This window comes from Pontibacter sp. HJ8 (genome assembly GCF_054824225.1).
Window position 1 is genome coordinate 2,932 of the sequence record NZ_JSYF01000627.1, and the last position, 13,432, is coordinate 16,363.

Consider the following 13,432-nt stretch of genomic DNA (forward strand, 5'->3'; position numbering starts at 1 on the left):
GTAACTCTCAAACTGTAATGGTAGGCTTCCCTCCTTAGACAAGGAGGGGCAGGGGTGGTTGGACTCGGTATATGTGAAAAGCTGTAAATCTTCTAATCCTGTAAATCCTGATTCTGACAATTAACACGCACCCGCTTACTCAATAATAAACGGACTGGGGCTGAAGCAGAGTAGGAAGATAACGAAAGCCAGTATACCCAATACTTTCCTTCCTGGCGTAAGTGGTGCTTCGTTGGGGCAGGAGGGGTGGAAGATTCCCATCAGCCGCGACAGTAGCAGACCGAACAGCAGCCAGCCACTGTAGCCATCCACAGCCGGGAATACGAATGAGGTCAGCACCTGTGAGGCCAATACGACGAGCACCAGGTATAGCGTATAGCGAAGCTTGGGCGTGGCGGGCGCCAGTACAAAAAACAGGTAGAGCACATACGCCGGCCATACCCAGATGTAACCTGCCAGTTCCGGAAATGTCTCACTCAGGCTATACTGCAGCAGTAACATGGCCAGTGCTGCCAGGAAGCCGGTGCGGTTGCTGTGAAATATCCCCCGGAAGGCCCAGAAAACAAAGGGTACATACACGACCAGCAGCTCATCCGCCCATAGCGGCTCGGCGTGAGGCGATACAATACCTAATCCGGCGTAGACGATGAAGAGGCTGAAGAAAATAGGACTTAATTGATTGAAGCGCCTGTAGCCGATCAGGCCATAGAGCACGTGCCCGCCATCCAGTTGGCCGATGGGCAGCAGGTTGAGGGCTGTAAAGAAGAGGGCCAGGTAGCCGGCAAACAACAGCGGATAGTGAATGACCTCGTATTGGTTTGGTAATAAGGCCGGATCGGCGACAAACCGCTCAAAAAACACGAACAGCAGGTTTCTTCCCAAGGAAAAATTCCCTTCCGCCTGGTATACATGCTGCGCATAGTCCAGACCGTATTGCTGGTACTCAGGATGAATAGAGAAGATGTACTCCGGCTCCGGCAGGTGCGTGAAGCCATAAAAAAGCAGCGGAATAGCCACTACAAAGCCAGCCAGCGGACCTGCTATACCTATATCGAAGAACTGCTGCCGGGAGAAAATGCGGCTTTTGATCCGGATAAAGGCGCCCATGGTGCCGATCGTAGAGGTGATACCGAACCAAAGCGGAATGTAGTACGGGAGTGACACGTCCGTGCGGTAATGTTTGGCCGTGAAATAATGGCCAAACTCATGCACCGTGAGCACCCCCAGAAAAGGCAGCGAAAAGTATAGTCCGGCTGCCAGCTCTGCCCAGGTAAAGGTGCCGGTGCCTGAAAAGCCTTCCGGCCCCAGGAAGAACAGTCTGCCCAGACGCCACTCCGCTCCGGCAATGGTTGTGGTCACCAGCGTCAGGCAGAAAAGCAGCAGGTGCAGGCTATACCTGCGCTGCTGCTTAGACAATAACATCGTTGAATACCTGGTTGATGGTGAGCGGAGGCTGCAGGAAGAGCGTTTGAAGGCCTATTTTATTGGCGCTCTCAATGTGCTGAATGCTGTCGTCGATGAAAAGGGTCTCCTCGCGCTTCAGCCCGTTCTGTTCCAGGATCTGCTCAAACACAATGGCATCCGGTTTGCGCTGCCCGATGAGGTGCGAGTAGTAAGTCTGTTCAAAAAGCGAGTCCAGGCTAGGTATGGTAAAGCTGTGCTCCACCATCTCGTTGAAGCGTTTCATGTGGATGGCATTGGTATTGCTCAGCAGGAAAATGCGGTATTTATTGCCCAGCTCGCGCAGCAGCTCAATTCTTTCTGCCGGAATATCGAGCAGCATGGCATTCCAGGCGGCGTCAATCTGCTCATCCGTTGCCTCCAGTTGATAAGCCTGTCGCAGTTCGTTCCTGAATTCTTCCGGACCAGCATTGCCCGTCTCAAACAGGTCAAAGATCTGGGACTGTGCTCGTTGGCTATATTCGATGGAGCGGCCATTGGGGCAGTACTGCTCCAGTGCCCGTATGCTTTTGTCGTAATCGAGGTTGATAATGACCCCGCCGAGGTCGAATATGATATTTTTTACGCTAGTCAGATCCACGAATTTTTTTTGTATTGAATTTGAAATTGTCAGTACAAATATGTAGAATTGCACTCCCAAATCAAAGAAAGCGCTTTCTAAAAGGGTTTTTAAGAAGGGAACGGGCCTATAGCTCATTCGGTTAGAGCAACTGACTCATAATCAGTAGGTGCCTGGTTCGATTCCAGGTGGGCCCACTTCAAAATCAAGCACTTATGTCTGAAAGGATGTAAGTGCTTTTTTGCTTTTAGCTGCTCAGGTTAGAGAAAGAGGAGTAATGAACAAGTACTGGTTTGCTGCTAAGCACTAGAAGTATAGCGTATTTTTTTTATATTGTGTTCTCCTGAAGAAAGGAGCTTTGTATGCGTAGTAACTTTATCCCTTGTAAGCACATCAATAACATAATACTGCTTAAAGTTAGCTTTGTGGAGATAACGCTTGATCAGCAAAATGGGATCCTGATTGTTCGCTGGTTAAGAACAGTGCGCAGCCAGGAATATCGCGTTGGAATTGAAGAGACCCGGAAGATACTATTAGCCCATAAGCAGGAGAAACTGCTGGTAAACAACCAGCGCATGGGGGTTCTGACGATGGATGATCAGGGATGGTTGGCAGAAATTTCCGTTGAGGTATTTTCTCAGATAAACCTTAAAAAGTTGGCGATCATATCTTCCACCAATTTTCTGCAACAGCACACCAATGAAACATTAGATGCCCGGGTAAAGGAATCGACTCCTTACTTTGAGACACAGTATTTCTTATCGGAATGGGAGGGGCTTGAGTGGTTGAAATTGCCTGAATGAATTTCCTCTTTTCGTTTGAACGAAACAAAAAATCTTCCTTATCTGGGTTGCAGCCAGATAAGGAAGATTTTGCTTTTTAACTTCTTATAAAGAATCGATCCATCTTTTCAGATCACCTTTCGCTTTGCCGGTCTTTTGCTGAAGCCTGCCCAGCCACTCGTCTTCTTTGCCTTCATCATAAGTGAAGTCGTCATCGGTCAGGTCACCGTACGCTTGTTTCATCTTACCCTTCAGCTCATTCCAGTTGCCGCGGGTTCTATATTCTGTTTCGTTCATGGCTTTTGTGAATGTTGATTTAACACATACTTCTATATGGATTTTTACGTTTTTTGACTTTAACTTGTTGAGTGTCTTTTACCTAGTGAAGGAGTGTCCGGTTCAGCTTAAACCCTATACCTGCCAGGGCATGTAAGGCCACATTCGTCACCCTGGCTTCTCCGTCTGTTACCGGCACCTGCACATACGAGGCAGTGGCCCTGCCTTCTCCGAACACAAACCACCTGTTTGCCACATAATAACGTTTGGACACGGCTGCTACCAGCGTGGGGCCGGATACATAGTAACCCTTATTCAGAATACCCCTGTTTTCGGGGAAATGCTTGTTGCGGATCGTAGACTCGGGGTGCGTGACCACAAGGCCGCCGCCAGCCGACCAGATGAAGCCTTTGTACTGCCAAAGCCGGTTTAATGTGAGCAGGTTGAAGCCGTCCGTGATGGAGAAACGCTGTACTTCCGGTGGGTTGTTGCGCAGGGTGAGCTTGTGGTGCGTCAACTTCAGTTCCCAGCCTCTTGCCTCCTTCCAGGTACTCACCCGGATGTCGTAGTATACCGGTGGGTTGAAGGGTTCTGTGCGGTAACGGGCATCCAGCCGGATGGTCTCGAAATCATGCTGCTGTATACGCAAAGGAGTTCGGAAATTGTGAACAGCTCCGCCCGCTATACCTATCTCCCAGCTCCGGTTTTGTCCCAGGCTGAGGAAAGGCACGAACAGCCATAGCAGCAGCACCCCTACATAAGTCTCTCTCCTCATGCTTCTTCATCCTCCCGTAATGGTGTACGAATCAGATGACCGTAGTGATCTCAGCGCCGCCCGCGACACCGAAGTTTTTTGTAATGTATAAGTTAAACAATATATTGTAGAGGCAGGCCGCCCATGGGTATTATCACAAGAGCGAAAAATCCTGTAAAAACTAAATCCGGAAGAAAATGATCAAAAAATTACGCAGCAGCTGGTACTGGTCTTTCCTGCTCTTGTTACTCGTTCCTCAGGAAGGAATGGGGCAGGGGTTCCTGAAAACGGACGGGAAAAGGATCGTGAATGAGCAGGGCGAGGAGGTCTTGTTGCGTGGCATGGGACTCGGAGGCTGGATGCTGCAGGAACCCTACATGCTGCAGCTTTCCGGAGCAGCCGGCACACAGAGCGAGATCCGGAGCAAGGTAGCGGAACTGGTAGGCCCTGAAAAAACACAGCAGTTTTACGATGCCTGGCTTGCCAACCATACCCGCAAAATTGACATTGATTCGATGGCGGCCTGGGGATTCAACTCAGTCAGGCTACCGATGCACTACAACCTCTATACCTTGCCTGTAGAGGAAGAACCCGTAAAAGGGCAGCATACCTGGCATGAGAAGGGCTTTGCCATGACCGATAGTTTGCTCGCCTGGTGCAAAGCCAACAACCTATACCTGTTTCTGGACCTGCATGCCGCACCCGGCGGGCAGGGCAACGACAATGCCATCGCCGACCGTGATCCCAAAAAGCCATCTCTCTGGGAAAGCGAAGCCAACCAGCAAAAGACCATTGCACTGTGGCGCAAACTGGCCGAGCGCTACGCCAACGAACCCTGGATCGGGGGCTACGATGTGATCAACGAGCCGAATTGGGGTTTTCAGAATGCGGAGGATAAAAACGGCTGTAACGAGAAGGTGAATGCGCCCCTGCTTAAACTGCAGAAAGAAATTACAAAAGCTATCCGGGAAGTAGACAACAGGCACATCATCATCATAGAAGGCAATTGCTGGGGAAACAACTACGCCGGCATGTTGCCGCCCTGGGACAAGAACATGATGCTCAGCTTCCATAAGTACTGGAACTACAACGATCAGGCCTCTATTCAGCACATGCTCGCGATGCGGGAGCAATACAACGTGCCGATTTGGCTGGGAGAGACGGGTGAAAACTCCAACCTCTGGTTTCGGGACGCCATTTCGCTGCTGGAGCGCAACAACATCGGCTGGGCCTGGTGGCCGCTCAAAAAGCTGGGCTTCAACAATCCCCTCGAAGTAAAAGTAAATCTGGGTTACCAGAAAGTGATCGACTACTGGCGTGACAAAGGCGCTAAACCCAGCCAGCGGGAAGCCTTTGCAGCCTTGATGCAGCTGGCAGAAAACACAAAACTCGAGAATTGCAGCTACCACAAAGATGTGATCGATGCCATGTTCAGGCAGGTACAAACAAACGAAGTGAAACCCTTTAAAAAACACACGCTCACAGGGAAGGCAACTATCTTCGCAGTAGACTATGACCTGGGCAGAAACGGGATTGCCTACTTTGATCAGGATACTGCGAATTATTATATTTCTACCGGTGGAGAGCGCACAGCCTGGAATCATGGCCGCACGTACCGCAATGACGGTGTGGATATTCTGCCAATCAAGGATGAGGTAACCAATGGCTATGGCATCGGCTGGACCCAAGCCGGTGAATGGCTGCAGTATACCTTACAGGTGCAGAAGGCTGGCACTTACTCCCTAGGGCTTCGCATTGCTTCTGAAAACCCGGGCAGCGTATCGCTGCAGGCAAACGGGGCAGCTATACCTGGAACTATAGCTATACCTGCCACGGGCAGTTCCACAAACTGGCAGACAATTGGCAAGACAGGTGTTCGTCTGAAGAAAGGACAAAATACCCTGCGGGTTCAGGTAGAGAAGGGCGGCTTCGATCTGAACTATATCCAGCTAAGTAAAAAGTAAAGGTATAGCATCTGTTAGTGCCTGTTCAGAGCAGGAAACAAAATGAAAAAGCCTTTCCGCAGTGGAGAGGCTTTTTCATTTTAAAATGGAGGTATAGCATCCGCTTTTTCTGCTCGCCACCTCTATCTAATTGGCAAGAAGCCCTTAGGCCGGGGGCGGGCAAAGCAGTGTTACAGCCATTTTTTCAGGGCATTGACCAGGTCGCTTTGCTCAAAGGGCTTGCAGAGGTGGTCCTGCATGCCGGCCGCCAGGCTTTTCTGTATGTCGCTGCTGTAGGCATTGGCCGAGAAGGCAATGATCGGAGCACTGAAGTTAGCCTTCCGGAGAAGGCTAGCAGCTTCCAGTCCATCCATACCTGGCATCTGAATGTCCATAAACACCAGCTGAAAGGATTTGGAGGCTGCGATATCCACCGCTTGCTGCCCGGTATAGGCCGGCGTAACCACTGCTCCAAAGTTTTCAAGCACGGCTTGCAGGAGCATCACATTGATCTCATTATCGTCCACTACCAGTATCTGGGTATTCTCCTGCAGCATGAACGCCGTCTCGTCGGAGCTGGCCTGGTGGGCAGGCTCTTCGTGGTGAAGGCGCTTGAGGCGGGCCGTGAAAACGAACATCGCTCCTTTCTTCCGGCCGGGTGGCGGGCTGATCACCTGGATGTCTCCCCGCATCAGCTTAGCCAGATTTTTGCTGATGGCCAGGCCAAGGCCCGAGCCGCCATACCTGCGGGAAGTGGACTGATCCGACTGGGTGAACGATTTGAAGACGATGGCCTGCTTGTCTTTGGCTATACCTATACCTGTATCGGTCACGGAGCCTGTCAGCAGTAAGCCATTGTCCTCCTCCTGCTCTGCCCGGAAATGTACGTCCACCTGGCCTTCTTCCGTAAACTTAATGGCATTGCTGACCAGGTTGGTCATGATCTGGTTGAAGCGGGTCGGGTCACCAATGGCCCACTCGGGTATGGAGTCCTCAAAGTGGAGGGAGAACACCAGGCCTTTGCTCTCGGCCAGGAACCGGTACGACTCCAGGTTAGCGGCAACGCTTTCCCTGATGTTGTAAGGTATGGTCTCCAGATGAATTTTGTTTTGCTCCACCCGGTGCAGGTCCAGAATGTCGTTGAGCAGCTTGTTGAGCGTATTGCCGGATGTCTTGATCAGGTTGATGTACTGCAACTGGGTTTTGTTGAGCTCGGTCTCCAGCAACAGGTCTGTGAAACCGATGATGCCGTTGAGCGGCGTCCGGATCTCGTGGCTCATGCTGGAAAGAAAGCTGCTCTTGGCCTCATTGGCGGTATCAGCTTTGCGCTTTGCTTTCCGAAGGGCCTTCTCGGTTTTCTTAAACTCGGTGACATCCTTGGCGATGACCAGGATGCCGTCTATTTCTTTCCTGTTGTTTCGGAGGTAAGAGAAGGAACAGGAAACAGGAATCTCCTGTTTCCTCCTGGTCGTGAGCAACAATTCCTTGTTGAGGCATTTTCCTTTAACCTTGCAGTCTTCGGCAAGGGTGAGTAGCGCAAAGGCATAGTCCGGATGCACGAGGTTGGAGAGGGGGAGCCCCTGCAGTTCGCTTTCCGAATAGCCCAGCGCCTCTTCCAGTGATTCGTTTACATTCCGGATCGTGAAATCTGTGTTGAGGATGAGGAGCATGTCTACCACACCCTGGTAGATGCTCTGCATAAAGTCTCTCGAAACGGTAGAGCTTTTGAGCTCCTGCCCGAGCATACTGATGCCTTCTATCAGGGCATCCATCTCGTCGCCCGTCTCAGAAGCTTCGATTTTATAATCAAAGTTTCCATTGGCGACTTCCGCTATGAGGGTGATGACTTCCTCTAGTCTCTCTTTAAGAACTTTCACTGATCAATTATTTTTAAATGACAAGTCTTCAGGTGGTAAACCCTACTCTTTCTCAACGGCATAAGTAGCACCGATCATCTCCATGGTAAAGTTATCTTTACTTTGATGATAGCCTACTTTGGGGTAGGGTGTCGCGCCAATTTTTTTCTTTTCAAGGGTAGCGGATATGCCAAAATTCACTTTTTCGCATTGCAGCGCATTGGCTCTTTTGAGAACCTGGTAAAGCATCTGTCGGTACACACCGTATTCCATCAGGTAGTCGTAGTCCATACCTATCAGCATGAAACTGTATACGTTGGCGGCATTTTTGTGACAGAATCCTACTGCCACGGGCTTCCGGTTGATCGAATATTCGGCTTTGATGTAGAGCACGATGAACTCCCAGGCGTCGCTCTCATTGAGAAGGTGGAACAGTTTGTCGGGGAACAGAAAGTTGTTGATCGCAAAGTTGTTGTTCTTCACATTTTTGAACAGTGCCATCGCATGCAGCAGCTCCTCTTCCGGCAGGCGATCTTTCACCACCACGTCATAGAAATGCTCGTTGCGTTTGATCTTCTGCACAAAGTTTTCTCTCCCTTTCTTGGAGAGCGTCTTTCGGTATTCGGCTTCTGTAGACCAGTTCAGGTTTTCCACCACGCAGGACTCAGGCAGGTCCAGCTTTACATAGTCCTGCTCCACCATAAACTCATCGAGCTCGGGGTCATTTGCGTCGAGGTCGCGCAGCAGAATGCTGCCGGCGTTCTGCTCTTCCTGTTCGCTGCTCAGCTCTGCCAGCAAGGCTTTCAGCGCCTCTTTCCAATACGGGCTTTCCCGGTCCAGGTATAGGTGGTTGCCTTCCGTGAACAGGGTGCCCAGCACGATGCCCGTCGCAGTCAGGTAATAGGGGTTGTTCTCCCGTTCCCGCTCTAGCGCCCTGGATATGGAAGACTGTGCAAACATGTCTTCTTTGAGCAAGGCCACAGCCGCAAAAGTCACCAGCACTGGCTTGCCCTGCGGGTCCTCCACGGTGTAGTACCTAAAGCCCCAGTTGTTTTCTTGCTCCTTGTTCTCCCGGAAAGACGCTTCCAGGAACCGCATGCCTTCCCAGTCAAACATGCCTCTGTGCCCCAGGTATTTGTTCCACAACGCGGCATCTATTGCCTCTATGGTCGTATAGCGATTCAGAACAGTGCCGGTATTTGCCCCCGGCGTTTCGGCCGAATCAGCCTGCACTGCGACTGCTGTTGTCGGAGCAGCCAACTTGAAGGCCTTTCGGATATGGGCCAGTGTTTGGTATGTTTCGGACAGCGCCCTGTGAAAGTGCACGTTTAGCTTGTGTACCAGTTCCTCGATGTCCTCGTAAGCGTTGGTCAGGGAGATGGTGATCCGGACGCCTATGTTCTTAGCAGGCACAGCCGGGAAAGTAGCCAGATTTACGTAGATGCCATCCTGGAGCAGGGCCTGTACCAGGTAGTTGCCCATGTCCATGGTGCCGGTCCCGATGAAGAAGATCGGGCTCTCACTCTCGTGTACCAGGGGCAGGTCCGTTTGCCTGAGCAGGGTGTTGAAGTAGGCTATCTTTTTCTGCAGCTCCTCCTGGTACCCGACAATCTCATCGCTCAGGTGAATTTTGGCGGAGGCGATCGCGGCGCCTAGCGTGGCGGGCTCAATCTGCACCGAAAAGGTGAGCGGCCCTCCGAAGTTGTTCACCTTGTTATACCACTCTTCGTTCGGGAACAGCGACAAGCCGCCGCAGGCTCCAAATGCCTTCCCCAGGTTGGCGGTCAGGATCATTTTGCGGTATAGCCCATCGGGCATCTGGCTCATGGCATAGCCGGTACCGTTCTTGCCGGCCCAGCTCATGCCGTGGGCATCGTCCACATACAGGTATAGCTGCTCATATTTCTCAGCCAGTGCAATCATCTCAGGGATAGGGGCGAAGTCGCCGTACATGGAATACACGCTGTCCGCCATATACCAGATGCGCTCAAACTTGCTTCGCTGCTTTTTGATGCGGTCCTCGAGCATCTCCAGGTTGTTGTGCCGCACCATTTCCACCGTGACGCCCTGGCTCAGGAGCTTCTTCACCGCTTCCTGCACGCTCGCATGTACCTGATGGTCAAGAATGACCAGGTCAGATTGGTGGATGATGCTGGGAATGGTAGTGAGATGAGAAAGTGTACAATTTTTAGAAATAACTACCGGCGCATTGTACATCGTTTCGATCATTCTTTCTAACTTACTATACAGAGGGTTAGAGATGTAGGTGCGCGACATAGGGAACTGAGTACCATAGCGTTCGATGGCATCGATGGCCCCTCGTTTCACGGCCGGATGATGTTCCAGGCCGAGGTACCCGCAAGTGCCAAAGTGCAGAACTTTCTGCCCGTTCAGGGTTAAGTGTTGTCCGTTAAGTGCTTGATCCTCTGCGTGAAGGTGAATGATTCCTTTCTTTTTAGAAACAGAAAGTACAGAGTCTACCGTATCTAAGATATTATTATGTCTTATCTTTGCCATGTATTAGCCTATGGTCGCAAGGCCGATGGGCTCAGCAAGCAAACAATAGATTCAATTTAAAATTTGAATGGCAAAGGTCGAAAAAGATTATGAAATGAAGTCAAAAAAAACGGACTATATCGAGCTGTTTCTGAAAGATGGAATTTTGCACTGTATTTATAATGATATTGAGCAGTTGGATATTGATATTGCTCAGACGTGTGTCCGTGATCGACTGGATTTCGCAGCAGGTACGTCTTACCCCAGCCTCTTCGACATTACCCGGATAAAGCATTCTACGAAGGAAGCCCGTGACCATCTGGCCAATGAAGGAAATGAAGGTGTGCTGGCCAGCGCCATACTGGTAGGGTCGCCAATGTTGAAAATGGCGGCTAATTTTTTCATTAAGGTAAACAAGCCTTACAATCCAAGCCGCATGTTCACAAACCAGCAGGAGGCGTTGAGCTGGCTGCACCAGTTTAAGCCCAAGGTGCTGTAAATCTGTTGCCTAGCTATACCTGTTACATGCAACAAAAAAGCCTCTCCAATCTGGAGAGGCTTTTTGCTTAGGTAGGTAGTAGTGGTATTTTAGCCGACGCCGTTGCCGTCTCCTTGCTTGGCATCGTCGTTGCGGATGCTCTTTTTGCGCTTAGCCGGACGCTGCTGGTCCATTTTGCCGAAGCGGTAATCGAAGGTCACGCGTACGCCGCGGTTGTAGTTGTTGATGCGGATTGCCTGGGTATAAGCCCTTGGATTCACATCTGTCGCATCTACACGCACATCGTTCTTCATGCGCATACTTTCACGGAAGGGGTTGTCCAGTCCGATGCTGATGCCACCCTTCTTGTCAAACAACTCCTTCTTGAAGGCGATGTTATGGTAGGAGAAGGAAGCAAAGCTACCCAGCAGCTGTACCCTGCGTGAGTTGAAGCCACCGTTGAACTGAGCGCTAATGCCTTTACCCAAGGTATAGGAAGAGTTCATGTTGATGTTGTACATCCAGCCGCTGTTGCTGGCATACTTGCCCTGCAGGTCTACATAGTATATGTTGGAGCTACCGCCTATCGTCCAGTTGTTAGTTGGCTTTGTGTTACCAAATAAACTTACCCCATAGGTTTTGTTCTGGGCAATGTTGTCAAAGGTCAGCGTCGTTACGTCTACCGGTTTGCCATTGGTGTCCTCCTCCGTTTCGATAGTAGCTACCGTTTCAATGGCATTGTCTGTCTGGCGCATGTAGCCTGTTACGCTCAGGGATGTCGTATTGAAAAAGGTGCTATAGCCCAATTCGAACAGGTCGGTCAGTTCGGCATCCAAATTCGGATTACCCTGCACCCGGGTGTTGGAAGTCTGCTCCTGCACATAAGGGTTCAGGTAAAACAGGGACGGTCGCTGTATACGCTGGGTATAGTTAGCTTTGAAAGTGTGCTTGTTCTGCAGGCTATACGACAGGGCCACACTCGGTATAAAGTTGTCATAATTCAGTGCGTAATCCTGATCGCCCTGCAGGTCAGCACTGATGTCGGTATATTCGTAGCGTCCACCCAACTTCAGGTTCAGCTTTTTCTTTATCATAAATCCATAGGTCAGGTAAGAGGCGTGCACATCCTGCTCATAGAAAAAAGCGTCGTTTCTAAGCTGCTCGTCCTGGGAAGCGAGGATATCCCTGTATACGGCATCACTACTCACGTCACGGGAGATGGATTTTGCTCCGATCTCCAGCAGCGTCTTGTTCTCAAACGGATGGGTATAATCAGCCTGGAAAGTCAGTTCCTTGTTGCTGCCATCGTTTGTGTTGCGCTTGAGCAGGTAGGGAGCTTCGCCTTCGTTGAAGTAATCCTGTTTGATGTTGTTCTCTGTGTTGGTAACAGAGTACAGCGACAGGAGTGCCAGTTCCTGACCCGGCTTTTTGAAGGTATGGGTAAAGTCCAGGTTATAGTCGGTGCCGATGCGCTGGTTCCGGTTACGGATCTCGTTTTTGAAATCCTGGATCAGCAAGCCATCTTCCCGGCTGCTCACATCCTGGTCATTCTCCATCCGGAAGGTGCCGCCGTTGGTACGGATACCACCCGATAACGAGTTTTTAGGCGTGAAGTCGTAGTCAAAGCCTACTTGGCCGTTCATAAAGGCACCGTTGATGCGCGTGTTTCCTGACTGGAAGCTGGTGGTGTTCCCGGCAAGGATCGTGTTGGTCATGTTGCCTTTGTTGTAGAACATGTTGCCACCGAAGTTTGCGTTCACACCCAGTTTGCCGCGGCGTATGTTGAGGCTGGCGTTGCCGTTGCTGCCCCGCGTGCCGGCGGTCATGGCCACAGAACCGGTTACACCCTGCAGGCCGCCGTCTTTTTTAGTAATGATGTTGATGATACCGGCTGTACCTTCCGCATCATACTTGGCAGATGGGCTGGTGATCACTTCCACCGACTTGATCTGGTCGGCCGGGATCTGCTTCAGCGCATCGGCTATACTTCCGGCCATAATGGCTGAGGGCTTGTTGTTGATGAGCACGCGCACGTTGGAGCTGCCCCGCAGCTGCACGTTGCCATCGGTGTCCAACGACAGCGACGGCACCTTCTGCAGCACGTCAGCGGCGTTGCCACCTGCATTGGTGATGTCCTTCTCCGCATTATAGACCGTGCGGTCAATCTTTTCTTCTACCAGTGGCTTTTCACCTGTGATCACGACTTCGCTCAGCTTTTTGGCATCCGAGGCGATGGCAACAGTGCCCACATTCACGCTGGCGTTGTCGGCGTCCACGGTCACGTTCTCTACCAGTTTCTGCTCATAACCCAGGAAGCTCACCTGCAGCTTATACTTGCCGGCTCCTACCTTGCTGATGGTGAAGCGGCCTTTGTCATCAGCCATGGCTCCGTCTATCGGTTTGCCGGTGGTCGGGTTGATGAGTGCGATGGTCGCAAACTCCACCGGCTGTTTGGTGGCTGCGTCCTGCACGATCCCTGTAATGGTGGCGTTGCCACGGGGCATCATAGTACCCGGCGCGGAAGCAGCCTGTTGCTGCTGTGGTCCGCTTTGCGGAGCAGGTTGTTGTCCTTGGGCCAGCGCCGGTAAGGTGCTGAGTCCCAGTAAGACTAGTAGTAGATTCTTCTTCATAGTATTTTCGAGGTGGCGTAAATGTTTATTTTCCATAAATCTCCGTCCTGCTTTCTTTTCTTATGATACAAAGTAAAGGCGCATTTTTGGGTCTGAAAAACAGATTATACCAATACGGACCATTTCTATATAGAAAGCCTTGTGGGGTCTATGAGTGCTTGGTCGGTAAATTAGGTGCGTTAGTCGGAACAGGGCCG

At 51.0% G+C, this 13,432-nt stretch carries 10 protein-coding genes and 1 tRNA gene; 4 read left to right on the forward strand and 7 right to left on the reverse strand.

Going from position 1 to position 13,432, the window contains the following annotated elements; genetic code table 11:
- Window positions 1-135: 135 nt before the first annotated feature.
- Together OB13_RS20145 and OB13_RS20150 are read right to left on the reverse strand one after the other, a co-directional pair.
- Window positions 136-1,422, reverse strand: coding sequence for a site-2 protease family protein (locus OB13_RS20145; protein WP_461491980.1), 1,287 nt, complete (start codon window positions 1,420-1,422; stop codon window positions 136-138).
- Window positions 1,409-2,041, reverse strand: a complete 633-nt coding sequence (locus OB13_RS20150; protein WP_461491981.1) for an HAD family hydrolase — start codon at window positions 2,039-2,041, stop codon at window positions 1,409-1,411. Before OB13_RS20150 ends, OB13_RS20145 begins: the two co-directional genes overlap by 14 nt.
- A gap of 102 nt (window positions 2,042-2,143) precedes the next feature.
- Between OB13_RS20150 and OB13_RS20155 the strand changes: the two genes are divergently transcribed.
- Window positions 2,144-2,217, forward strand: a tRNA-Ile gene (locus OB13_RS20155).
- A 228-nt stretch (window positions 2,218-2,445) separates the two neighbouring features.
- Window positions 2,446-2,823, forward strand: a complete 378-nt coding sequence (locus OB13_RS20160; protein ID WP_461491982.1) for a hypothetical protein — start codon at window positions 2,446-2,448, stop codon at window positions 2,821-2,823.
- Between the two features lie 84 nt (window positions 2,824-2,907).
- Here the strand turns inward: OB13_RS20160 and OB13_RS20165 are convergent, their stop codons facing one another.
- Entirely contained in the window at window positions 2,908-3,099 is a 192-nt protein-coding gene (locus OB13_RS20165) for a CsbD family protein (protein WP_461491983.1), read from the reverse strand.
- 82 nt (window positions 3,100-3,181) lie between these two features.
- Window positions 3,182-3,853, reverse strand: a complete 672-nt coding sequence (locus OB13_RS20170) for a hypothetical protein (protein ID WP_461491984.1) — start codon at window positions 3,851-3,853, stop codon at window positions 3,182-3,184.
- Between the two features lie 176 nt (window positions 3,854-4,029).
- On the opposite strand from OB13_RS20170, the gene OB13_RS20175 reads away from it, so the two are divergent.
- Window positions 4,030-5,796, forward strand: coding sequence for a cellulase family glycosylhydrolase (locus OB13_RS20175; RefSeq protein ID WP_461491985.1), 1,767 nt, complete (start codon window positions 4,030-4,032; stop codon window positions 5,794-5,796).
- Between the two features lie 170 nt (window positions 5,797-5,966).
- Here the strand turns inward: OB13_RS20175 and OB13_RS20180 are convergent, their stop codons facing one another.
- Both OB13_RS20180 and OB13_RS20185 read right to left on the reverse strand, forming a co-directional pair.
- On the reverse strand, window positions 5,967-7,652 hold the full coding sequence (locus tag OB13_RS20180) for a PAS domain-containing hybrid sensor histidine kinase/response regulator (protein ID WP_461491986.1): 1,686 nt from the start codon (window positions 7,650-7,652) through the stop codon (window positions 5,967-5,969).
- A gap of 42 nt (window positions 7,653-7,694) precedes the next feature.
- Window positions 7,695-10,148 carry a GNAT family N-acetyltransferase gene (locus tag OB13_RS20185; RefSeq protein WP_461491987.1) on the reverse strand — a complete coding sequence of 818 codons (2,454 nt, stop codon included), beginning with the start codon at window positions 10,146-10,148 and terminating at the stop codon, window positions 7,695-7,697.
- 67 nt (window positions 10,149-10,215) lie between these two features.
- On the opposite strand from OB13_RS20185, the gene OB13_RS20190 reads away from it, so the two are divergent.
- Window positions 10,216-10,626: a DUF7793 family protein gene (locus OB13_RS20190; protein WP_461491988.1), complete on the forward strand. Its 411-nt coding sequence runs from the start codon at window positions 10,216-10,218 to the stop codon at window positions 10,624-10,626.
- A gap of 89 nt (window positions 10,627-10,715) precedes the next feature.
- Here the strand turns inward: OB13_RS20190 and OB13_RS20195 are convergent, their stop codons facing one another.
- Window positions 10,716-13,235: a TonB-dependent receptor gene (locus OB13_RS20195; RefSeq protein ID WP_461491989.1), complete on the reverse strand. Its 2,520-nt coding sequence runs from the start codon at window positions 13,233-13,235 to the stop codon at window positions 10,716-10,718.
- Window positions 13,236-13,432 lie beyond the last annotated feature (197 nt).